This window comes from Micromonospora sp. bgisy143, from assembly GCF_057708145.1.
Genome location: NZ_JBYIRN010000002.1, coordinates 1 through 20,917, shown reverse-complemented (window position 1 = coordinate 20,917; position 20,917 = coordinate 1). Strand labels below are relative to the sequence as shown.

General features: G+C 70.6%; 20 protein-coding genes and 1 pseudogene. 13 read left to right on the top strand and 8 right to left on the bottom strand.

Going from position 1 to position 20,917, the window contains the following annotated elements; all coding sequences use genetic code 11:
- Positions 1 to 40: 40 nt before the first annotated feature.
- Together AC3EN4_RS02995 and AC3EN4_RS02990 are read right to left on the bottom strand one after the other, a co-directional pair.
- Positions 41 to 1,873 carry a HAMP domain-containing sensor histidine kinase gene (locus AC3EN4_RS02995; protein WP_435204415.1) on the bottom strand — a complete coding sequence of 611 codons (1,833 nt, stop codon included), beginning with the start codon at positions 1,871 to 1,873 and terminating at the stop codon, positions 41 to 43.
- Positions 1,863 to 2,564, bottom strand: a complete 702-nt coding sequence (locus tag AC3EN4_RS02990) for a response regulator transcription factor (RefSeq protein ID WP_435204414.1) — start codon at positions 2,562 to 2,564, stop codon at positions 1,863 to 1,865. The genes AC3EN4_RS02995 and AC3EN4_RS02990 overlap by 11 nt, the downstream gene beginning before the upstream one ends.
- Before the next feature lie 122 nt (positions 2,565 to 2,686).
- Here AC3EN4_RS02990 and AC3EN4_RS02985 point away from each other — a divergent pair, with 122 nt between their 5' ends.
- From AC3EN4_RS02985 to AC3EN4_RS02970, 4 genes are read left to right on the top strand one after another with little or no spacing between them, the layout of a single operon-like run.
- Positions 2,687 to 3,280, top strand: coding sequence for a hypothetical protein (locus AC3EN4_RS02985; protein WP_435204413.1), 594 nt, complete (start codon positions 2,687 to 2,689; stop codon positions 3,278 to 3,280).
- A complete protein-coding gene (locus AC3EN4_RS02980; RefSeq protein ID WP_435204412.1) occupies positions 3,267 to 4,376 on the top strand; it encodes an efflux RND transporter periplasmic adaptor subunit in 1,110 nt (369 codons plus the stop codon). Before AC3EN4_RS02985 ends, AC3EN4_RS02980 begins: the two co-directional genes overlap by 14 nt.
- Before the next feature lie 44 nt (positions 4,377 to 4,420).
- On the top strand, positions 4,421 to 5,119 hold the full coding sequence (locus tag AC3EN4_RS02975) for an ABC transporter ATP-binding protein (protein ID WP_435204845.1): 699 nt from the start codon (positions 4,421 to 4,423) through the stop codon (positions 5,117 to 5,119).
- Positions 5,116 to 6,333, top strand: coding sequence for an ABC transporter permease (locus AC3EN4_RS02970; protein ID WP_435204411.1), 1,218 nt, complete (start codon positions 5,116 to 5,118; stop codon positions 6,331 to 6,333). Before AC3EN4_RS02975 ends, AC3EN4_RS02970 begins: the two co-directional genes overlap by 4 nt.
- Here AC3EN4_RS02970 and AC3EN4_RS02965 read toward each other — a convergent pair whose 3' ends face one another.
- Complete coding sequence (locus tag AC3EN4_RS02965) at positions 6,334 to 7,164, bottom strand: YhjD/YihY/BrkB family envelope integrity protein (RefSeq protein WP_435204410.1); 831 nt, start codon at positions 7,162 to 7,164, stop codon at positions 6,334 to 6,336.
- A 51-nt stretch (positions 7,165 to 7,215) separates the two neighbouring features.
- Here AC3EN4_RS02965 and AC3EN4_RS02960 point away from each other — a divergent pair, with 51 nt between their 5' ends.
- The gene (locus AC3EN4_RS02960; RefSeq protein ID WP_435204409.1) at positions 7,216 to 7,767 is read left to right on the top strand and encodes a GNAT family N-acetyltransferase; all 552 of its coding nucleotides are present in this window, start codon (positions 7,216 to 7,218) and stop codon (positions 7,765 to 7,767) included.
- 338 nt (positions 7,768 to 8,105) lie between these two features.
- On the top strand, positions 8,106 to 11,759 hold the full coding sequence (locus AC3EN4_RS02955; RefSeq protein WP_435204408.1) for a CARDB domain-containing protein: 3,654 nt from the start codon (positions 8,106 to 8,108) through the stop codon (positions 11,757 to 11,759).
- Between the two features lie 111 nt (positions 11,760 to 11,870).
- Here AC3EN4_RS02955 and AC3EN4_RS02950 read toward each other — a convergent pair whose 3' ends face one another.
- The 3 genes from AC3EN4_RS02950 to AC3EN4_RS02940 all read right to left on the bottom strand — a co-directional run bounded on the left by AC3EN4_RS02950 (position 11,871) and on the right by AC3EN4_RS02940 (position 12,922).
- On the bottom strand, positions 11,871 to 12,314 hold the full coding sequence (locus AC3EN4_RS02950; protein ID WP_435204407.1) for a hypothetical protein: 444 nt from the start codon (positions 12,312 to 12,314) through the stop codon (positions 11,871 to 11,873).
- Between the two features lie 102 nt (positions 12,315 to 12,416).
- Complete coding sequence (locus tag AC3EN4_RS02945) at positions 12,417 to 12,683, bottom strand: hypothetical protein (RefSeq protein ID WP_435204405.1); 267 nt, start codon at positions 12,681 to 12,683, stop codon at positions 12,417 to 12,419.
- Positions 12,680 to 12,922 (bottom strand): hypothetical protein, encoded by a 243-nt coding sequence (locus AC3EN4_RS02940; protein WP_435204404.1) that lies wholly within the window; start codon positions 12,920 to 12,922, stop codon positions 12,680 to 12,682. The genes AC3EN4_RS02945 and AC3EN4_RS02940 overlap by 4 nt, the downstream gene beginning before the upstream one ends.
- Before the next feature lie 136 nt (positions 12,923 to 13,058).
- Between AC3EN4_RS02940 and AC3EN4_RS02935 the strand changes: the two genes are divergently transcribed.
- The 6 genes from AC3EN4_RS02935 (at position 13,059) to ispG (ending at position 18,723) form a co-directional block, all read left to right on the top strand.
- Positions 13,059 to 13,940, top strand: a complete 882-nt coding sequence (locus AC3EN4_RS02935; RefSeq protein ID WP_435204403.1) for a helix-turn-helix domain-containing protein — start codon at positions 13,059 to 13,061, stop codon at positions 13,938 to 13,940.
- Complete coding sequence (locus AC3EN4_RS02930; RefSeq protein WP_435204402.1) at positions 13,930 to 14,121, top strand: DUF397 domain-containing protein; 192 nt, start codon at positions 13,930 to 13,932, stop codon at positions 14,119 to 14,121. The genes AC3EN4_RS02935 and AC3EN4_RS02930 overlap by 11 nt, the downstream gene beginning before the upstream one ends.
- 194 nt (positions 14,122 to 14,315) lie before the next feature.
- A complete protein-coding gene (locus AC3EN4_RS02925) occupies positions 14,316 to 14,945 on the top strand; it encodes a Uma2 family endonuclease (RefSeq protein ID WP_435204401.1) in 630 nt (209 codons plus the stop codon).
- A gap of 134 nt (positions 14,946 to 15,079) precedes the next feature.
- Positions 15,080 to 16,291, top strand: a complete 1,212-nt coding sequence (gene dxr, locus AC3EN4_RS02920) for a 1-deoxy-D-xylulose-5-phosphate reductoisomerase (protein ID WP_435204400.1) — start codon at positions 15,080 to 15,082, stop codon at positions 16,289 to 16,291.
- Positions 16,291 to 17,541, top strand: coding sequence for a M50 family metallopeptidase (locus AC3EN4_RS02915; protein ID WP_435204399.1), 1,251 nt, complete (start codon positions 16,291 to 16,293; stop codon positions 17,539 to 17,541). The genes dxr and AC3EN4_RS02915 overlap by 1 nt, the downstream gene beginning before the upstream one ends.
- Positions 17,542 to 17,550: 9 nt before the next feature.
- The gene (gene ispG / locus AC3EN4_RS02910; protein ID WP_357122317.1) at positions 17,551 to 18,723 is read left to right on the top strand and encodes a flavodoxin-dependent (E)-4-hydroxy-3-methylbut-2-enyl-diphosphate synthase; all 1,173 of its coding nucleotides are present in this window, start codon (positions 17,551 to 17,553) and stop codon (positions 18,721 to 18,723) included.
- A 169-nt stretch (positions 18,724 to 18,892) separates the two neighbouring features.
- Here ispG and AC3EN4_RS02905 read toward each other — a convergent pair whose 3' ends face one another.
- Complete coding sequence (locus AC3EN4_RS02905) at positions 18,893 to 19,480, bottom strand: PadR family transcriptional regulator (protein WP_435204398.1); 588 nt, start codon at positions 19,478 to 19,480, stop codon at positions 18,893 to 18,895.
- A 151-nt stretch (positions 19,481 to 19,631) separates the two neighbouring features.
- Between AC3EN4_RS02905 and AC3EN4_RS02900 the strand changes: the two genes are divergently transcribed.
- Complete coding sequence (locus tag AC3EN4_RS02900) at positions 19,632 to 20,471, top strand: GNAT family N-acetyltransferase (protein ID WP_435204397.1); 840 nt, start codon at positions 19,632 to 19,634, stop codon at positions 20,469 to 20,471.
- Positions 20,472 to 20,534: 63 nt separating this feature from the next.
- On the opposite strand, the pseudogene AC3EN4_RS02895 reads toward AC3EN4_RS02900, so the two are convergent.
- Positions 20,535 to 20,917 (bottom strand): annotated as a pseudogene (locus AC3EN4_RS02895) (hypothetical protein); the annotation flags it as partial.

Below are 20,917 nucleotides of genomic sequence, written 5' to 3'. Positions count from 1 at the left end.
GGCGTCAGGAAACGCCGTCCGGATGACGCGAACCTCTTGATCACCGGGGGTGGGTGGGGAGGCGGACGGTGAAGGTGGAGCCTTCGCCGGGCGCGCTGCACGCCTGGACCGTGCCGTGGTGGGCCTCTACCAACTTGCGGACTATGGCCAGGCCCAGGCCGCTGCCGCCGGTTTGCCGGCTGCGGGACTTCTCCGCCCGCCAGAAGCGGTCGAACACCCGGGGCAGGTCCTCGGCGCTGATGCCGCTCCCGGTGTCGGCGACGGCGATGCGCACCTGCCCGTCGGCCGCCCCGGCGCTGATCGTGACACGGCCGCCGGCCGGGGTGTGGCGTACCGCGTTGCCGACCAGGTTGCCGACGACCTGGCGCAGCCGCACCGGGTCGGCGTACACCTGCGGGTCGGCGTCGATGAGCACCGACAGCGTCACGCCGGCCCGGTCGGCCGGCACGCGGTACGCCTCGGCCACCTGGCCCAGCAGGTCGGCGAGGTAGACCGTCTCGGGGTGCAGCCGCAGCGCGCCCGCCTCCGCCTCGGCGAGATCCTGGAGGTCGGCGATCACGTGTTGCAGCAGCGTTGCCTCCTCCAGCAGCGACGACACCAACCGCCGGTCCACCGGTGCGACGCCGTCCTCGGCGGCCTCCAACCAGCCCCGGATCGTGGTGACCGGGGTACGCAGCTCGTGGGCGATGTCGCTGACCATGGCGCGACGGAGCTGTTCGAGGCGTTCGCGCCGCTCGGACATGTCGTTGAACGCCTCGGCCAACCGGGCGATCTCGTCCCGGCCGGTGACGCGGACGCGGGCGGCGCCGTCGCCGTCGCGCATTCGCTGGGCGGCGCCGGTCAGCGCGTGCAGCGGACGGGTCAGCCGGACCCCGGCCAGCACGGTGACGCCGACGGTCACCAGCAGCACGAGACCGGCGACCGCCACGATGCGGGCCTGGTTGGCGCGGGACAGGTCGAAGGTCGTGGTGGGACGGCCGCCCGGATCGGAGACGAACAGGGTCGCCGCCGGGGCGACGTACGGAAGGAGCTGTTCCCTGCGGCTGGTGCCCACACAGGCGTTGGCCGCCCGACTGTGGTCCTGGTCGACCTCGGTGAGGTCCCGGGCCGTGTTCCGCGCCGGGGCGGACCGCAGCGTCCAGGTCCAGTCCAGCGCGACGGTCACCGGCGCGAGCTTGCGTCGGGCCAGGCAGGTGTTCACCAGCGCGTTGAGCTGCGCCAGCGCCTTGCGTTCGGTGGCCGTCGGGGCCGCCAGTTCCTCGCGTGCCTGGCCGCAGATGGCGTTGTCGTTCAGGTCCGTGCCGGGGGTGGCGATCCGTGGTCGACCGGAGGCCCCCTGCTCGGCGACGGCCGCGATCCTCGCCCGCACCCGCAGGCACAGGACAGCCTGGTCGGCCCGGTCGCGCAGGGTCCGCCGATCGTCCGGCGGGAGCAGGTACGGGCCGGCGGCGCGGGGATCGATCCGCGCGGCGTCGACGGCCGCGGGGGAGCCCGGGGCCAGGGCGGTGTCGACGGCGAGCGCGTCGATGGTCGCGGAGGGCTTGCTGGGCAACGGGCCGGCCTGCGGCGCCGAGTCGGCGAGTGGCGTGCCCGACTCGGTGGTCAGCGTGATCCGCCGGCCCACCTGCTCGGCGAGGGGCCGCAGGGTGGCGTCGACGCCGTCCCAGCTCGGATGGGTCGCCGCGTAGCCGATCAGGGTGTCGTAGATGCGGGCGTCGTCGGCGAGCGCCTGGCCCTGTTCCTGCCGGATGGCCCCGGTCGTGGTGCGCACGGCCAGCCAGGCGGTGGCCGCGATCGAACCCACGGCGATGAGGACGGCCAGCGCGAGCAGCCGGAGCAGCAGGCTGCGGTGCAGCGGCACCTCACGCCGCATGGTGGTTCACCTCTGCCAGCTTGTAGCCGACGCCGTACACGGTCAGCAGTCGGACCGGTTTGCGCGGGTTCGGCTCGATCTTCCGGCGCAGGTTCATGACATGGACGTCGACGGTCCGGCCGGTGATGTACTTGTCGAAGCCGTGCAGGTGACCGAGGAGCTGGTCCCGGGTGAAGGCCCGCCCCGGCTGGGCGGCCATCGCCTGGAGCAGCTGGAACTCGCCCGGCGTGCAGTCGACGCGTCGTCCGTCGACGCGTACCTCGTGCCGGATCGGGTCGACGTGCAGGTCCCCGACCCGCAGCACCGGGTCGGTGGCACGGGTCGTCCGCTGGCTGCGGCGCAGCAGCGTCCGCACCCGGGCCACCAGCTCGCGTGGACTGTACGGCTTCGTCATGTAGTCGTCGGCGCCCAGATCGAGGCCGAGCAGCAGGTCGTCCTCGGTGGCGCGGGCGGTCAGCATGAGCACCGGTAGGTCGGATTCCCGGCGCAGGATGCGGCAGACGTCCAGACCGTCGACCTTCGGCATCATCACGTCGAGGATCAGCAGCTCCGGTGGGTGCTGGCGGACCTGCTCCAGGGCGGCCCGCCCGTCGCCGACGACGACGACCGTGTGCCCCTCCCGTTCCAGGTAGCGGCGGACCAGCTCGGCCTGCTTCTCGTCGTCCTCGGCTATCAGCACCCGCGCAGTCACGGCAGCGACTGTACGTGCCCCGGTCGGCCCGGAACGGCCGTCGACGATGCCCGTGAGCTGGGGCTACCGGATGAGGACGGCTTCCTGACAGGTCTCTGACAACTGTCGATGAGGCTGCCGACATGACAACCGCACCACGACGGGTCGGGTTGACCGCGCTCATCCTGTTCGCCACGGTCCTCGCCGGCTGCGGCGGCGAGAAGTCCGACGCCGACGGCACCCCCGACGTCGCCTCCCTCGTCACCGGGTCCGCCGTGCCGAGTGCGTCCGCCACCAGTGGGGTGGCCGGACGTCCGCAGTTGCGCCTGGACATGAACGAGGACGAGAAGCAGCGGCTCTGGAACACGTACAACTACTGCCTGCGCGACCACGGGGTCAAGGAGATCAAGGAACGTTCCGCCGGGGCCCCGAAGGGGAGCGGCATCATCTCCCTGGACCAGAGCGGCGAGCCGAAGGCGGCGTACGTGGCCTGCGCCGACAAGCTGCCGCTCCAGCCGCCCGAGCTGGACGAGGAGAAGAACCCGAACTACGTCATCCAGTGGAACGACTACGTGCAGTGCCTGCGCGGGCGGGGCATGAAGATCCACTCGCTGCCGGACGGCTCCGGCTGGACGTACGACGACGGCGTCGCGGACCCGTCCGGCGGTCTCCAGGGCGCCGCGTACGACAAGGCCGAGCGGGAATGCACCTTGGAGGCGTTCCGTGGCGAGAAGTAAGCCGACCCGGCGGACCACGATCGTGGTGGCGCTGGTGACCGTGGTGGTCGCCGTGGGTGCCGGAGTCGCGGTGCTGACGCTGCGTGGCGGTGGCGCGGACGCCGCGACGAGCGCCCCGCCGGCGCTCACGACGACGACGGTGACCCGCACCGACCTGTCCGACAGTCGCTCGCTCGACGGAACGCTCGGCTTCGGTCCGGAGCGAGTGGTCAAGGGGACGGGCGAGGGGATCGTCACCCGGCTGCCGACGGTCGGTGACACCGTGGCCCGGGGCAAGCCGCTCTACTGGGTCGATGACCGGCCGGTGCCGGTGCTGTTCGGCGACACCCCGCTCTTTCGTACCCTCGACAAGCCCGGCCTGGTCGGCAGCGACGTGCTGATCGTGCGGGACAACCTGAAGGCGCTCGGCTACGCCACCGGCACGCAGCCGACCCGGGCCAAGGACGGCACGAGGATCGGCCCGGGTCGGGCCCTGCTCACCGACCAGCTGGTGGCCGCGATCAAGAAATGGCAGCAGGCGCTCGACCTGAAACCCACCGGCCGGATCGAGGTCGGGCAGGCCGTCGTGCTGCCCGGGGCGGTCCGGGTCAGCGCGGTGCGGGCCGTGCCCGGCGACCCCGTCGGCGGCGAACTGGTAGCCGTCACCGAGAAGACCAAGCTGGTGACCGTCGCGGTGGAGGCGACCGAGGTCGGCACCGTCCGGGTGGGCGCCGCCGTGACGGTCACCCTGCCGGACAGTTCGGAGATTCCCGGTCGGGTCGCCTCGATCTCCCACACCGTGCAGGGTGGCGGCCCGGACGCGGGGGCCGGACAGAGCGGCCCGCCCAAGGTGGACGTCCTCGTCACGCCGGTCAAGGCGGCGGATGTGGCGAAGCTGGACGCGGCGGCGGTCCAGGTCACGTTCACCACGAACGCCCGCAGGAACGTGCTGGCGGTGCCGGTCGGCGCGCTGGTGGCGCTCCGCGAGGGCGGACACGCCCTTCAACTCCCCGACGGTGGGCTGCTGGCCGTGCAGACCGGGATGTTCTCCCGAGGGCTCGTCGAGGTCAGCGGCGACGGCGTCACCGAGGGACTGACGGTGGTGACGGCCGCGTGAGCACCGTCATCCCCTTCCCGGTCCGGGACGCGCCGACCGAGGTGATCCCGGCGTACCCGAAACCGGTCCTACAGCTCGACGGGGTGAGCCGGACGTACCTGGGCGGCGTCACCGCCCTGGACGACGTCTCGCTGACCGTGCGTGAGGGCGAACTCCTCGCCATCGTCGGGCCGTCCGGGTCCGGCAAGTCGACCCTGCTGAACATCATGGGCACGCTCGATGCGCCCACCAGCGGGCGGGTACACGTCGCCGGGCAGGAGGTCACCGAGCTGTCCGACCGGCGGCTGTCGGCGCTGCGGGGCCGATGGCTCGGCTTCGTGTTCCAGCAGTTCCACCTGGTCAGCGGGCTCGACGCCGCCGAGAACGTCGCCACCGGGCTGCTCTACGCGGGCGTGCCCCGTCGTCGCCGTCGCCGCACGGCGGTCGACGCGCTGGCCCGGGTCGGCCTGGCGCACCGGGTCGACCACCTGCCGCACCAGCTCTCCGGCGGGGAACGTCAGCGGGTCGCCATCGCGCGGGCGCTGGTCAACGACCCGGCGCTGGTCCTGGCCGACGAGCCGACCGGGGCGCTGGACACCGCCAACGGCGAGGCGGTCCTGGCGCTGCTGCTGAGCCTGCACGCCGAGGGCACCACCATCGCCATGATCACCCACGATCGGGACCTCGCCGCCCGTACCCCTCGGCAGGTGGACATCCGCGACGGGCGGATCGTCTCCGACACCCTCGACAGGACCCGCCGATGACCACACCGACAGCGGCACCGGGCGGCCGACCGCCCCGGCTCGCCCCGAGCGACGTACTCCGGCTCGGTCTGCTCGGGCTGACCAGCCGGCGGATGCGGGCGGTGCTGTCCGCCCTGGGCATCTCCATCGGCATCGCCACGATGATCGTCGTGGTGGGCATCCCGGCGTCCAGCCAACGCGACCTCATGGACCAGCTCTCCGCGCTCGGTACCAACGTGCTGCGCGCCGAACCCGTGCCGGACCAGGACCCGCCCGTGCTGCTGCCGCAGGAATCGGTGGCGATGGTGGACCGGATCGGGCCGGTCGAGGCGGTGAGCGCCGTCGCGAACACCCACCTCACGGTCCGCCGCAGCGACGCGATGGACCCGTACGACACGTCGGGACTCACCACCCTCGCCACGCGCCCGGATCTGCTGGGCATCGTCAACGGCCGGGTCCGTGCCGGACGGTTCCTCGACGACGGCACTGCCCGGCTGCCGACCGCCGTCCTCGGCTACGTGGCCGCGAGCCGGCTCGGGTTCGCCACCGTCGATCCGGCCCAGCCACCCCAGGTGCTCGTGGGCGAACGGTGGTTCACCGTGATCGGCGTACTCGATCCGCTGCCCATCGCCCCCGACCTGGACCGGTCGGTGCTGGTCGGCTGGGACGCGGCCCGCGACCTGCTCGGCTTCGACGGGCATCCCACCGTCGTGTACGTGCGGGCCCGCGAGGCCGCGTTGGAGGACGTCCGGGCGGTGCTGCCGGCCACCCTCGACCCGCAGTTGCCCGGCCTGATCCAGGTCAGCCGCCCCTCGGACGCGCTCGCCGCCAAGCGGGCCACCGAGAACACGTTCTCCGCGCTGTTCCTCGGGCTGGCCGCGGTGGCGCTGCTGGTCGGCGGGATCGGGGTGGCCAACACCATGGTCATCTCGGTGCTGGAGCGCCGCCGGGAGATCGGTCTGCGCCGGGCGCTCGGCGCGAACCGTGGTCAGATCCGGGTGCAGTTCCTCACCGAGTCGGTGCTGCTGTCCGTGCTCGGCGGTGCCGCCGGGGCGGCCCTGGGCGTGCTCGCCACGGTCGGGTACGCCGGCTACCAGGGCTGGCCGCCGACGATCCCGGTGACCTCGGTGGTCGGTGGCGTCGGCGGTGCGATGCTGGTCGGGATGGTGGCGGGCGTCTACCCGTCGATCCGCGCCGCCCGCCTCACCCCCACCGAGGCGCTCGCCGCCGGCTGATCAGCCCTGCCGCTGGGCCCGCCACCGGGACAGGGCCAGGGTCGCGGAGTAGCCGGCCAGGACGATCACGTGGAACACGTACAGCCACAGGAGCACGGCCACGCCCGCGCCGATCGGGTCGAAACCGCCGAACGGCACGCCCAGGTCCAGCGGCAGCGACGCGAACAGCACGAAACCGTGCAGGAACCCGGAGAGGTTGGCCGCCGTGAACGACCCGATCCCGAGGGTGGAGAGCCAGTCCGGCGACGCCGGCCCGACCACCCGGAACACCCACACCAGCACCGGTGTGAGCACCAGCCAGACCGCCAGGAAGGAGAGCACGACGCCCAGCGCGCCGACCCAGCCGCCCTGGCGGACCAGGCGGGTGGTGAGCGGCAACGCCAGCAGGATCGACAGCAGCAGCGCGGGGGCCGGCGCGAGCAGCGGCAGCAACAGCAGCCGGCCGCGCCATCCCACCAGGTGCTCGTCGGTACGTGGCGCGGCCACCGACACGAACGCCCGGCGCAGCCCTTCGCCGTACAGCGACGCGGGCAGCAGGGAGGCGAGCGCCAGCAGCGGGGTCAACCGCACCCCGGCGTCGACCAGGGCGGCCACCGCCTGGGGCGCGCCGATGGCCGTCGGCAGGGCCTCCACGGCGTACGAGGTGAGCCGGCGTATCCGGTCGTCGCCCGCGACGAGTGAGGTGAGCCAGAGGGCCAGCAGCGCCACCGGGACGACGGCGATCGCACCGTAGAAGGTGATCGCGGCCGCGTGCAGCGACAGGTCCCGCCCGCGCACCGGACGGAACGCGGCACTGATGATCCGTTTCGCGCGCTGCCATCCGCTGCCCATCGGCTTCTCCTTCCCGGTCGTCGGGGCCCTCACTCCTTAAGATCGCCGGTCATGACTGTTGTCACCACCGAACGCCTCATCCTGCGCGACTGGACCGACGAACCGGCGGACCTGGCCCGGATCTACGACATCTACTCACGCCCGGAGATCACCCGCTGGTTGGGCGTGTCGCCGGGTCTGCCGATGACCGAGCCGGGTCAGGCCGCCGAACGGCTGCGGATGTGGCGGGATCGGCACGTCGCGGACGCCGGCCGGTACGGCACCTGGGCGATCGAGGTACGCGAGACCGGCGTGGTCGCGGGAACGGCGTTGCTCAAGCCGCTGCCGGGACGCGGCGAGGGTGAGCTCACCGGGGACATCGAGACGGGCTGGCACCTGCACCCGGACTCGTGGGGCCACGGCTACGCCACCGAGGCGGCCCGTGCGCTCATCGCCCGGGAGTTCGCCACCGGCACCCCGGAGATCTACGCGGTCGTGTCGCCCGGCAACGAGCCGTCGATGGCGGTGTGCCGGCGACTCGGCATGGCGCACGTGGGCCAGCGCACCGACTGGTACGGCGGTGAGTTGCTGGAGACGTTCGTGCTGACCGCGCCGGGCGGCTGAGCCCCCGGGCACCTCCTTCCGAGCTCCACACCACCTTGAGCCGGATACCTCTTGGTCATCGTGATGACTCTGCGGTATCCGGCTCAACGTCGTGCCCGGCACCGGTCCGCGAGCAAGCCCATCAATAGTCACGGTGGTCGAAGTGTTGACGCTCTCGTAGCACGTCAGTAATCTTTGGCCCAATCTCGTGCAAGATTTCGACAAAGAGATGCTCGGTTTGATGCATCTCCCCGGAAATCTCGTGCCACCGCTCACCTCCACCCGCGGTCACCCCCCGCCCGCGGCAACCGTCCCCCGACGACAGGACAGTCATGAGACGACGAGCGACACTGTTCAGGATGGTGGCCGCGACAGTCGCGACCACGCTGATCGCGACGGCCCTCGCGAACCCTGCCCTCGCCGCCCGCCCCGCCGACCAACCGGCCGCCGCCGGCAGCGCCCTCGCCGCGGCGGCCACCAATCTCGCGCTGGGTCGTCCCATCCAGGAGAGCGGCCACGCCGACGTGTACGACTCGTCGAAGGTCGTCGACGGCAACGCGGGCAGCTACTGGGAGAGCGTCAACAGCTCGTTCCCGCAGTGGGTGCAGGTCGACCTCGGCTCGTCCCAGTCGGTCAACCAGGTCGTGCTGAAGCTGCCGACCTCGGGCTGGGGCGCGCGGACCCAGACGTTGAGTGTGCGGGGCAGCGGCGACGGCTCGTCGTTCACCGACCTGGTCGGGTCGCGGGCGTACACCTTCGACCCGGCCAGCGGCAGCACCGTCACCATCAACTTCAGCTCGACCGCCACCCGCTACGTCCGGATCACCATCACCGCCAACAGCGGCTGGCCGGCCGGGCAACTCTCCGAGCTGGAGGTGTACGGCAGCGGCACCACCGGTGACACCACCGCGCCGACTGTCCCGGGGACGCTGTCGCAGAGCACGTCGGGCAGCACGATCACGCTGAACTGGGGTGCGTCCACCGACTCCGGCGGCAGCGGCCTCGCCGGCTACAACGTCTACCGGGGCGGCAACCTCATCGCGACGCTGGGCACCGTCCTCACGTACCAGGACAGCCAACCGGCGACCGCGACGGTGTCGTACTACGTCCGCGCCCGCGACGGCGCCGGCAACCTGTCCGGCAACAGCAACACCGTCACCCGTACCGGCAGCAACCCGCCGGCCTGCACCAACGTGGCGCAGGGCAAGACCATGACGGCCAGCGGCTCCACCTTTACCTTCACCCCGGACAAGGCCAACGACGGGCAGCTCGGCACCTACTGGGAGGGCGCGGCCAGCTACCCGCAGAACCTCACCGTGGCGCTGGGCGCGAACCACTCGATCTCCGGCGTCACCGTCAAGCTCAACCCCGACCCGTCCTGGGGCACCCGTACCCAGACCATCCAGATCCTCGGCCGCGACCAGGCGTCGTCGTCGTACACCAGCCTGGTGTCGGCGGCGGCCTACCAGTTCGTCCAGGGCGTCAACACGGTGACCATTCCGGTCAGCGCGACCACGGCGGACGTGCAGCTGCGGTTCACCGGCAACACCGGCGCCCCTTCCGGCCAGGTCGCCGAGCTGGAGGTCTGCGGCACGCCGGCCCCCAACCCGGACCTGGTCGTCAGCTCGCTGTCCTGGTCACCCACGTCGCCCAGCGAGGCGTCCGCGATCACGCTCTCGGCCGTCGTGCAGAACATCGGCTCGGCTTCCTCTGGTGCGACGACGGTGAACTTCAACCTGGCCGGCACGCTCGTCGGCAGCGCCACGGTGGGCGCGCTCGCCGCCGGGGCCTCGACCACCGTGTCGTTCAACGCCGGTACGCGGCCGATGGGCAGCTACGCCGTCGCGGCGACGGTCGACCCGGCCAACACGATCGTCGAGCAGAACAACGGCAACAACAGCCTCACGGCGGCATCGCCGCTGGTGGTGGCGCAGGCGCCGGGGCCCGACCTCCAGGTGCTGAGCATCGCCTCGAACCCGCCCAACCCGGCCGTCGGGGCGTCCGTCACCTTCACCGTGGCGCTCCGCAACCGGGGCACCACGGCGACCGGCGCGACCACCGTCACCCGCCTGGTGGTGGGTGGCACCACGCTGAACACCAGCACCGCCTCGATCGCGGCCGGCGCGACGGCCACCGTGGCCGTCAGCGGTAGCTGGACCGCCACCAGCGGGGGCGCGACCATCACCGCCACCGCCGACGCCACGAACGTGGTCGCCGAGACCAACGAGAGCAACAACACCCTCAGCCAGTCCATCGTGGTCGGACGCGGCGCGGCGGTGCCGTACGTCTCGTACGAGGCGGAGGCCGCCCGTTACTCGGGCACGCTGTTGGAGGCCGACCCGCTGCGCACCTTCGGGCACACCAACTTCGCCAGCGAGTCCTCCGGCCGCAAGTCGGTACGCCTCACCAGCACCGGCCAGTTCGTCGAGTTCACCTCGGCGAACCAGGCCAACGCCATCGTGGTGCGCAACTCGATCCCGGACGCGCCCGGTGGTGGTGGCATCGAGGCGACCATCAGCCTCTACGTCAACGACGTCTTCTCCCGGAAGCTGACCCTGTCGTCGAAGCACAGCTGGCTCTACGGCAACACCGACGGGCCGGAGGCGCTGACCAACACCCCGCAGGCCGACGCCCGCCGGCTCTTCGACGAGTCGAACGCGCTGCTGTCGCAGTCGTACCCGGCGGGTACCCGGTTCAAGTTGCAGCGCGACTCGGGCGACACCGCCTCGTTCTACGTCATCGACATGATCGACCTGGAGCAGGTGGCCCCGCCGCTGAGCCAACCGGCCGGCTGCACCTCGATCACGCAGTACGGCGCGGTCCCGAACGATGGGCTCGACGACACCGCCGCCATCCAGCGGGCGGTGACCGACGACCAGAACGGCGTCATCAGTTGCGTCTGGATCCCGGCCGGGCAGTGGCGGCAGGAGCAGAAGATCCTGACCGACGACCCGCTGAACCGGGGCATGTACAACCAGGTCGGCATCAGCAACGTCACCATCCGGGGCGCCGGCATGTGGCACTCGCAGCTCTACACGCTGACCGAGCCGCAGAACGTGGTGGGCGGCATCAACCACCCGCACGAGGGCAACTTCGGCTTCGACATCGACAAGAACACCCAGATCTCCGACATCGCCATCTTTGGCTCCGGCCGGATTCGCGGCGGTGACGGCAACGCCGAGGGCGGCGTCGGTCTGAACGGTCGGTTCGGCACCGGCACCAAGATCAGCAACGTCTGGATCGAGCACGCCAACGTGGGCGTCTGGGTGGGCCGCGACTACGACAACATCCCCGACCTGTGGGGGCCGGCCGACGGGCTGGAGTTCACCGGCATGCGGATCCGCAACACGTACGCCGACGGCATCAACTTCAGCAACGGCACGCGCAACTCGCGGGTGTTCAACTCGTCGTTCCGCACCACCGGCGACGACGCGCTCGCGGTCTGGGCCAACCCGTACGTCAAGGACCGCACCGTCGACATCGCGCACGACAACCACTTCGTCAACAACACCATCCAGCTCCCGTGGCGGGCGAACGGCATCGCCATCTACGGCGGCTACGACAACTCGATCGAGAACAACCTGGTCTACGACACCGCCAACTACCCGGGCATCATGCTGGCGACCGACCACGACCCGCTGCCCTTCTCCGGGACGACGTTGATCGCCAACAACGGGCTCTACCGCACCGGCGGCGCGTTCTGGAACGAGGACCAGGAGTTCGGGGCCATCACCCTGTTCCCCGCGACCCGGGACATCGTCGGAGTCACCATTCGGGACACCGACATCGTCGACTCGACGTACGACGGGATCCAGTTCAAGAACGGCGGCGGCAACATGCCGAACGTCGCCATCACCAACGTACGGATCGACAAGTCCAACAACGGCGCCGGCATCCTCGCGATGGGCGGCGCACGCGGTAACGCCAACCTGACGAACGTGACGATCACGAACTCGGCCGACGGCAACATCGTCGTCGAGCCGGGTTCGCAGTTCGTCATCAACGGCGGCTGACCGGCCGGTCGCCGCTTGATCAACACGGTTTCCGTGAAATCGGGGTGTCCGCGGCATGCGGACACCCCGATTTCCACGAACGCGGGGTCGATCATGTCCTCTGCGGACCGGTCAGGCGGTCGGCACCGGTGCCAGGGCCGCCGCGAGGGCCTCGGCGTTCTTCTTGTCCACCCGGGGGAAGGTCAGGGTGACGCCGTCGCCGGCAGCGCCGAAGGCGATGCGTAGCAGGCTCACGATGCCCATCTTCGCCTCGGCGAGCGCGACCTGTTCCCGGGGCACCTCGCCGAGCACACCGGTGCCGGGCCCGCCGAAGAAGGTCTGCGGCAGGAAGATCAGCCGCCGGTCGGTGAGGACGACGAACTGCTTCTTGGTCCGTGACAGCGCGTGGCCCACCATCCCGGCGCCGGCCGTGATCAGTCCCTGCGAGACGACCGTCCCGAGTCGACCGGCCGAGTAACTGCCGACCAACGCCCGGGTCGCGGTGATCGGCTGTTCCCCGGGTTGCAGGATCGACGCCACCCGCTCGAACGCGCGGGTCTGAAGTTTCTGGTTCATGTGGTCCCCTCCGTGTATGACCATGACCGCCGCTGATGCTCGCGGAGCAGGACACCCTGGGCCATCCGTCGATCAGTCGCATGATCATGACGGTCGGCCGGGTCACCCGTGGTGGCGAGGAAGCCCGCAGGGGCCGTCGTGGGCGTCGGGCCGCCGGCACCGGCCGGCTTCGCCGAACCGGGCGTCACAGAACACTCGGGTACGCAGGAACTGCGCGTCCTCCTCGCTGAGCGTCGTCTCGCCGAAGTCGATGATGGCGAGGTGACCGAGCGAGTCGCGCAGCGCCACGGCCAGCGCGGTGGCGTCGTCGAGGCTGGTCAGCGTGGTGGGCAGGTGGATGACCCAGCGCGGCCCGGTTGCGGAACTCATGGCAGGGTCACCGTTCCGCCGTCCACCAACGTCTGGATCTGCCCGTCGGTCAGGCCGCGCTTGTGCAGGACGCGACGGCCCCAGCGGTGCAGCCGGCACGGGTGCCGAGCGCCGTCCTTGCGGCAGTGCTCGCCGTCGGGTCGCTGCTCGGCGGCGTGCACTCTGATCGCCCGCAGCGCGAACACGATGTCCTCTTTGGTCACGTAGGGCGGCAACGGCAGATCGTCGGTCGATTCCATGGCCGTCCTTCGGTGGGATTTTCGCGGTTGCTGTCATCTACGAGAGTCATTCCGACGATGGCCTAGCACAATCTTTCGGAGCAGAATCCGGACCAAGAGACGGGGCGTCTTACGCGACGACAGGCAGGGAGATGACGTGGAGGATTCCGGCAGCACGGTTCCCCGCAGGCAGCTCGGCAGATATCTGAGAGAGCTTCGGGAAAACGCGTACGTGACGGTTACCGCGGCGGCCAAGGAATTGGAATGGTCGGCACCGCGGATCTGGCGGTACGAGACCGGCCAGGTCTCCATGCACCCGAACGACGTGGCGGCCATGTGCCGCGTCTACGGCGCATCCCCGGAGACGATCGAGACGATGCGGGCGCTCGCTCGGGAGACCAAGGCGCACGGCTGGTGGCACAGCTACGGCGAGGCGATCAAGGACTGGTTCAAGCTCTATGTCGGCCTGGAGGCCGCCGCCACCCGCATCCGTCATTACGAGGCGAATCTCGTCCCCGGGCTGTTGCAGACGGTCGAGTACATGACCGAGGTGATCGCCACCGACCACCCGCAGATGGAGGAGCAACAACGTCAGGCGAAGGTGGACGTGCGGCTGCGCCGGCAACGCCTGCTGGTTCGGGCGATACCGCGCGCTCCGCGCCTCGATGTCATCCTCGGCGAGGCGGTGCTGCGCCGCCCACTGCGGGACCGCGCGGCGATGGCCCGCCAACTGGATTCGCTGCTGGTGTCGTCGCGGCAACACAACATCGCCGTCCGGGTGCTGCCGCTCTCCGCCGGCCTGGTCCGCTGGGCGCAGGCCGGCACCTTCACGATGCTCGACTTCCCGTCCGACGTGCGCGAGCCGGAACCGACCACGATCTACATGGACGGGCCGTGCGGCGCGGTCTACCTTGACAAGACCCACGAGATCGAGATTTATGAGGACGCCTGGCGCTCTCTCGGCGAGCGGGCGCTGAGCGCCGACGAGTCCCGTGAGCTGATCGCGGCGATAGCGAAGGAGATGACCGATGGAGCGTGACGGAGTCTGGCGCACGTCGACCCGGTCCGGCGGCGAGGGCAACTGTGTCGAGGTCGCCGGCTTCGCCGAGACGGTCGGCGTACGCGACAGCAAGGACCGGCAGGGGCCCGTGCTGACCTTCACACCCTCGGCCTGGACCGCCTTCATCGAATTCACGGTGGTCAGCCAACCCTCGCGATGACCACAGACCGCTCCCGTACCGCAGATCTTGGACACTTCCCGTTCCGTCCTGACGGTAACTGTCCAAGATCTGCGCGTGCCGCGCGCGAATCTGGTGCGTGATCGCTGGCGGACTCGGTGTGCGATGACGCGCTGCGCGGGCTGCGGTGGCTAGGCTGAGCTGAGCATGATGGTCCGCTGAGGGGGTGAGCCCGGATGGCCCAGGCAGCGTTCGCGCCGGAGCCGGCGCCGCAGCACACCGAGCCGTCGTTCGACGTGCTGCGGTGGCACGACGAGCCATGGACCGCGCAGCTCGCCCTCGACCTGTTGCCGGAGACCAACGGCCCCAAGGTTGAGGTCCTGAGCGGAAGCGTGATCGTGACACCACATGCCGGGTACGACCATCAGGACGCGGAGCTGGACCTCGCGTTCCACCTGAAGCAGGCAGCCCGCCGGGCCAAGCTGTGGCTCTACCTTGAGACGAACATCGTGTCGGGCCAGGACCTGTTCATCCCGGACATCGTCATCCTCGACGCTCCGGGCGGCGGTCGGACGACGATGGACATCGGGCACGCCGTGCTGCTCGGGGAGATCGTCTCTCCGGGCAATCGGCGCAAAGACATCATCGACCGGCCGCGTGAGTACGCCGCCGTCGGCGTGCCGTTCTTCCTCCGGGTCGACCTGCGCAATCGGGTACCCACCATCGCGTTGTACGAGTTGACCGAGGGCGAGTACCGGCCGGTGGCCGCCGCCGCGGCCGGGACACGCTTCGTGATGCGGGAGCCGTTCGAGTTCTCCATCGACCCGGCCGACCTGTTGGGCGAGGAGGCGGGCCCCGATTCGTGATCGACACGAGTTCGGCGATGTGGGGGTGTCGGAGAGCTGCGGATACCCCGAGGTCGGCGAACTCGTGTCGATCAAGGGTGCGCGAGGCTGAGGCTCCCAGCGGGCGTACAGCGGGGGTGGGGGAGAATGGCCCCGTGACTTCCCCCCGTGACCTCGTCCTGCTTGGGTCCACCGGTTCGATCGGCACACAGGCGATCGACATCGTCCGGCGCAACCCGGACCGGTTCCGGGTGGTGGCGATCGGGGCCGGCGGCGGCAACGTCGAACTGCTCGCCGCGCAGGCCCTCGAACTGGGCGTCGAGGCGGTCGGGGTGGCCAAGGCGTCCGCCGCGCAGGACCTGCAACTCGCGTTCTACGCCGAGGCGAGCCGGCGCGGCTGGGCCACCGGCGACTTCAAGCTTCCCAAGATCGTGGCCGGTCCGGACGCCATGACCGAGTTGGCGCAGTGGCCGTGCGACATCGTTCTGAACGGGGTGGTCGGCTCGCTGGGCCTCGCTCCTACGCTGGCCGCTCTGCGCGGTGGTCGTACTCTCGCGCTTGCCAACAAGGAGTCGCTGGTGGCCGGCGGCCCGCTGGTCAAGGCCGCGGTGACGCGGCCGGGGCAGATCGTGCCGGTTGACTCGGAGCATTCGGCGCTGGCCCAGTGTCTGCGGTCCGGGTCGCGCGGTGAGGTGCGGCGGCTGATCGTCACGGCCAGCGGCGGCCCGTTCCGGGGGCGGCGACGCGACGAGTTGACGCAGGTCACACCGGAACAGGCACTCGCACACCCGACGTGGAACATGGGGCCGGTCGTGACGATCAACTCGGCGACCATGGTCAACAAGGCCCTTGAGGTGATCGAGGCGCACGAGCTGTTCGACGTGCCCTACGCCGACATCACCGTCATGGTGCACCCGCAGTCGGTGATCCACTCGATGGTCGAGTTCGTGGACGGATCGACGATCGCCCAGGCCAGCCCACCGGACATGCGGCTGCCGATCGCGCTCGGCATCGGCTGGCCGGACCGGGTGCCCGAGGCCGCCACCGCAGTCGACTGGACGGCCGCGCACAGCTGGGAGTTCGCGCCGCTCGACGACGACGCGTTCCCCGCCGTCGCCCTCGCGAAGGCTGCCGGGGAGACCGGGCGCTGCCGCCCGGCCATCTACAACGCGGCGAACGAGGAGTGCGTGGCGGCGTTCGTGGCCGGACGGCTGCCGTTCCTCGGCATCGTCGACACCCTCGAGCGGGTGTTGGAGGACGCTCCGGACTTCGCCGAACCAGGTACCGTCGAGGACGTGCTCGCGGCCGAGTCGTGGGCGCGCGCGCACGCGCAGGAGATCATCGCGGGTTCGGTGGAAGGAGCTTGATGTCGTACCTGCTCGGGGTGGTCCTCTTCGCCCTGGCCATCCTCGTCTCGGTCAGTCTGCACGAGGCGGGGCACCTGCTCACCGCCAAGATGTTCGGGATGAAGGTGACGAAGTACTTCGTCGGCTTCGGCCCCACCATCTGGTCCTTCAAGCGGGGTGAGACCGAGTACGGCCTCAAGGGCATCCCCCTCGGTGGCTTCTGCAAGATCGTCGGGATGACGCCGCAGGACGACGACGTCGAGCCCGGCGACGAGCCGCGGGTGATGTGGCGCTACCCGGTCTGGAAGCGGACGATCGTGATGGCCGCCGGCTCGATCACGCACTTCGCGCTCGCGCTGGTCACCATCTGGATCCTCGCCGTCTCCGCCGGCCTGCCCAACCCGGCCTTCCCGACCACGGAGGTGCAGGCCCGTCAGGAGCCGGCGGTCATCCGACTCAGCGAGTGCGTCGTGCCGGAAAACTCGCTGCGCGCCTGCACCCCCGCCGACGCCCCCAGCCCGGCCGCCCAGGCTCAGCTCCGCGACGGCGACCGGATCACCTCGATCAACGGCACCCCGATCAGCACCTACGGCGATCTGCTCACCACGCTGCGCGGCCTCAAGCCGGGGGAGACCACCCAGATCGCGTACGTCCGCGACGGCCAGCCCGGCACCACCAGCACCGTGCTCGCGCAGACCCAGCGTCCGCCCCTGGACAACCCCGACGGCACCGCCGGGCCGGTGGCCGCGCTCGGCGTCGGCCTCGTGCCCAGCACTCCCACCCGGGTGACGTACGGGCCGGTGGCCGCCTTCGGCGCCACCGCCAGCTTCACCGGCGACCTCGCTGTCGGCACCGCGCAGGCGTTGCAGCGCATCCCGCAGAAGGTCCCCGCCCTGTGGACCGCCCTCACCGGCGGCGAGCGCGACGTGGACACCCCGATCAGCGTGGTCGGCGCGAGCCGGCTCGGCGGCGAGGCGGTCGAGAACAACGCCTGGCTGGTCTTCTTCATGCTGTTCGTGTCGCTGAACTTCTTCATTGGCGTGTTCAACCTGCTGCCGCTGCTCCCCGTCGACGGTGGTCACATCGCCATCGCCTGGTTCGAGCGGGCCCGCTCCTGGATCTACGCGCGGATCGGCCGGCGAGACCCCGGCCGGGTCGACTACCTCAAACTGATGCCCTTCACGTACGCGGTGATCCTGATCGGTGGCGCGTTCACGCTGCTCACCATCGCCGCGGACGTCGTCAACCCGATCACGCTCTTCTCAAGGTGAGTGCCTGAAGTGACCGCTATCAGTCTCGGTATGCCCGCCGTGCCGCCCCCGCCGCTCGCACCCCGCCGGGCCAGCCGCCAGATCATGGTCGGCTCGGTGCCGGTCGGTGGCGGCGCGCCGGTGTCCGTGCAGTCGATGACCACGACCCTCACCTCCGACGTCAACGCGACGCTCCAGCAGATCGCCGAGCTGACCGCCTCCGGCTGCCAGATCGTCCGGGTGGCGGTGCCGTCCCAGGACGACGTCGAGGCGCTGCCCGCGATCGCCAAGAAGTCGCAGATCCCGGTGATCGCCGACATCCACTTCCAGCCCAAGTACGTCTTCGCCGCCATCGACGCCGGCTGCGCGGCCGTCCGGGTCAACCCGGGCAACATCCGTCAGTTCGACGACAAGGTCAAGGAGATCGCGCGCGCCGCCGGGGACGCGGGGGTGCCGATCCGGATCGGCGTCAACGCGGGCTCGTTGGACAAGCGGCTGCTGACCAAGTACGGCAAGGCCACCGCCGAGGCGCTTGTCGAGTCGGCGCTGTGGGAGTGCTCGCTGTTCGAGGAGCACGGCTTCCGCGACATCAAGATCTCGGTCAAGCACAACGACCCGGTCGTGATGATCCGGGCGTACCGGCAGCTCGCCGAGCAGTGCGACTACCCGCTGCACCTCGGTGTCACCGAGGCCGGGCCGGCCTTCCAGGGCACCATCAAGTCGGCGGTCGCCTTCGGCGCCCTGCTGGCCGAGGGCATCGGCGACACCATCCGGGTGTCGCTCTCCGCCCCGCCGGTCGAGGAGATCAAGGTCGGCAACCAGATCCTGGAGTCCCTCGGCCTGCGCGAGCGCGGCCTGGAGATCGTCTCCTGCCCGTCCTGCGGGCGGGCCCAGGTGGACGTCTACAAGCTCGCCGAGGAGGTCACCGCCGGCCTGGAAGGGCTGCCGGTGCCGCTGCGGGTCGCCGTGATGGGCTGCGTCGTGAACGGTCCGGGCGAGGCCCGCGAGGCCGACCTCGGCGTCGCCTCCGGCAACGGCAAGGGCCAGATCTTCGTCAAGGGCCAGGTCGTCAAGACGGTGCCCGAGGGGCAGATCGTGGAGACGCTGATCGAGGAGGCGCTGCGCATCGCCGACGAGATGGGCGCCGAACTGCCCGAGGAGCTGCGTGGGCTGGTCACCGGCCCGACGGTGACCGTGCACTGAGTTCTGCTGCTACGCCGAAGAGCGGCCGCTTCCCCTCGGGGAGACGGCCGCTCTTCCCGTTCCGGCGCGCTGCCCCACGGCGGCAGTCTCCACCGTGTCGAATTTGGCAACAACTCCGTGATCACAGCGGCCTGTCCGGTGCGCGGCGCGTTGTGGGCCGCGGACTGCGTCACTCGGATTCGGCGAGGATCGCGTACAGCTTGCGGCGGGTCTCGTCGAGGACCTGGGCCGCCCGCTCCCGCTGGTCGTCGGTGCCGTTCATCATCACCTGTCGCAGCGCGTTCATCGCCTGCGCGCCGGAGTCGCGGATGTCGTGCCAACTGCTCACCGTGCCCTGCGCGACGTCCGCCCAGGGCGGAGTCTGCGCCGCGGCGGTGGCCTCGGCCTGACCGGCCTCGGTGACGGTGAACCGCTTCCGTCCACCGCCGGACTCCTCGGTGCTGGCGACGATCACACCCTCGTCCTCCAGGAGCTGGAGCGTGGGGTAGATCGACCCCGGGCTGGGCCGCCAGGCCCCGCCGGTGCGGGAGTCGATCTCCTGGATCATCTCGTAGCCGTGCATCGGCCGCTCGGTGAGCAGAGCCAACACCGCGCCACGGACGTTGGGGCGTCGCCCCCTGCCCCGGCCGCGACCACGCCCGCCCCAGGGGCCGCCGTGTTCGTGACCGTGGCCGTGCGGGCCGGGCGGAACCGGCGGGAAGCCGAACCCCCGCATCCGGGCCTCGTGCATCGGGTGGTGCTGTCGATGGAACCGCATCGGGTTCCCCCTCTCTTCGTACTGTCGCTGATGCATCAACGATATATCGGCAATGCATCGACGACAAGGGGAGGCGAGTAATTCGGCCGTTTGGGGTCGGGCTCGCCACTCGGCCGGCGGGGCGGGGGGTCGATCTGGCAGGCTGGTAGTCGTGCTGACGGTGCCGGTACGGCAACTGGGGGAATCGGAGCGCCGCGCGGTAGAGCGCCTGCTCGACCGTGACCCGTTCGCGGGTGCGCAGGTCGCCGAGCGCATCGCCGCGCGCGGACTGTCCTGGTGGCGGGCCGAAGGGCGGATCCTGGGGTACGGCCCCCGGCGCAACCTCGAATCACTGTGCTGGCTCGGCGGCAACCTGACGCCGGTGCTCGCCAGCGACGCCGCCGTGTCCGCCTTCGCCGACCTGCTCGCCGGGGAGGACCGACTCTGCTCGTCGATCGTCGGCCGTGCGGACGCCGTCCTCGCCCTCTGGGACCGGCTCTCCGAGACGTGGGGCCCGGCCCGCGACGTCCGCCCCAACCAGCCACTGCTGGCCACCGACACGACGCCGGCCGTTCCGGCCGATCCAGAGGTACGACGCGTACGCTCCGGCGAGGTCGACCGGCTCTTTCCGGCGGCCGTCGCCATGTACACCGAAGAGGTGGGCGTCTCCCCGCTCGCCGAGGACGCCGGCCGCAGCTACCGACGGCGGGTCAACGACCTGGTCCGCGCCGGCCGCGCGTACGCCCGGTTCGTCGACGGCAAGGTCGTGTTCAAGGCCGAGTTGGCCGTGGTGACCAAGCGGACTGCCCAGGTCCAGGGCGTCTGGGTGGCGCCGGAGTGGCGGGGCCGGGGCATCGCCGCCGGCGCGATGGCCGCCGTGGTACGCGACGCGCTGGCCCGGGTCGCTCCCACGGTCAGCCTGTACGTCAACGACTTCAACCTGCCGGCCCGCCGGCTGTACGAACGCTGCGGCTTCCAACCGGTCGGCACGCTCGCGACGGTCCTGTTCTAAGACGATCTGTGTAGACGGCGATGGCCGGCACCCGTTGTCGGGTGCCGGCCATCGGTGTTGGTGTCAGCTGTTCCAGTACTGGCCGACCAGGTCGGTGGCCTGCTGTTCCCACTGGGCGTAGGCGTCGGGGTAGGCGGAGACCTGGACGGTCTGGGCGGCGTCGGTCAGGGGCATGTCCTGCCAGCCGTCGACCTGCTTGAGGCCCTTGAGGAACGCCGTCGTGGAGTACTCGGGGTTGGTGATCTGCTCCGGCGTGCCCCAACCACTGGACGGGCGCTGCTGGAACAGGCCCAGCGAGTCGTGGTCGTTCATGTCACCCAGGTGGCCGAGGTTCTCCAGCTTGGACTCCTGCAGGCTGGTGGCGATGGAGATGACCGCGGCCCGCTCGGGCAGGCCGGCCTTCTTGGTGGCGGCGATGATGGCCTTGGCGTTGGCGGTCTGCTCAC

Excerpts from the sequence above, each read along its gene's own strand:
- AC3EN4_RS02985 (WP_435204413.1), top strand. The coding sequence starts at position 2,687 with ATGACAACCGCACCACGACGGGTCGGGTTGACCGCGCTCATCCTGTTC.
- AC3EN4_RS02915 (WP_435204399.1), top strand. The coding sequence starts at position 16,291 with ATGTCGTACCTGCTCGGGGTGGTCCTCTTCGCCCTGGCCATCCTCGTC.
- AC3EN4_RS02955 (WP_435204408.1), top strand. The coding sequence starts at position 8,106 with ATGGTGGCCGCGACAGTCGCGACCACGCTGATCGCGACGGCCCTCGCG.
- AC3EN4_RS02995 (WP_435204415.1), bottom strand. The coding sequence starts at position 1,873 with ATGCGGCGTGAGGTGCCGCTGCACCGCAGCCTGCTGCTCCGGCTGCTC.
- AC3EN4_RS02965 (WP_435204410.1), bottom strand. The coding sequence starts at position 7,164 with ATGGGCAGCGGATGGCAGCGCGCGAAACGGATCATCAGTGCCGCGTTC.
- AC3EN4_RS02950 (WP_435204407.1), bottom strand. The coding sequence starts at position 12,314 with ATGAACCAGAAACTTCAGACCCGCGCGTTCGAGCGGGTGGCGTCGATC.
- AC3EN4_RS02940 (WP_435204404.1), bottom strand. The coding sequence starts at position 12,922 with ATGGAATCGACCGACGATCTGCCGTTGCCGCCCTACGTGACCAAAGAG.
- AC3EN4_RS02970 (WP_435204411.1), top strand. The coding sequence starts at position 5,116 with ATGACCACACCGACAGCGGCACCGGGCGGCCGACCGCCCCGGCTCGCC.
- AC3EN4_RS02945 (WP_435204405.1), bottom strand. The coding sequence starts at position 12,683 with ATGAGTTCCGCAACCGGGCCGCGCTGGGTCATCCACCTGCCCACCACG.
- AC3EN4_RS02960 (WP_435204409.1), top strand. The coding sequence starts at position 7,216 with ATGACTGTTGTCACCACCGAACGCCTCATCCTGCGCGACTGGACCGAC.
- AC3EN4_RS02930 (WP_435204402.1), top strand. The coding sequence starts at position 13,930 with ATGGAGCGTGACGGAGTCTGGCGCACGTCGACCCGGTCCGGCGGCGAG.
- AC3EN4_RS02925 (WP_435204401.1), top strand. The coding sequence starts at position 14,316 with ATGGCCCAGGCAGCGTTCGCGCCGGAGCCGGCGCCGCAGCACACCGAG.
- AC3EN4_RS02905 (WP_435204398.1), bottom strand. The coding sequence starts at position 19,480 with ATGCGGTTCCATCGACAGCACCACCCGATGCACGAGGCCCGGATGCGG.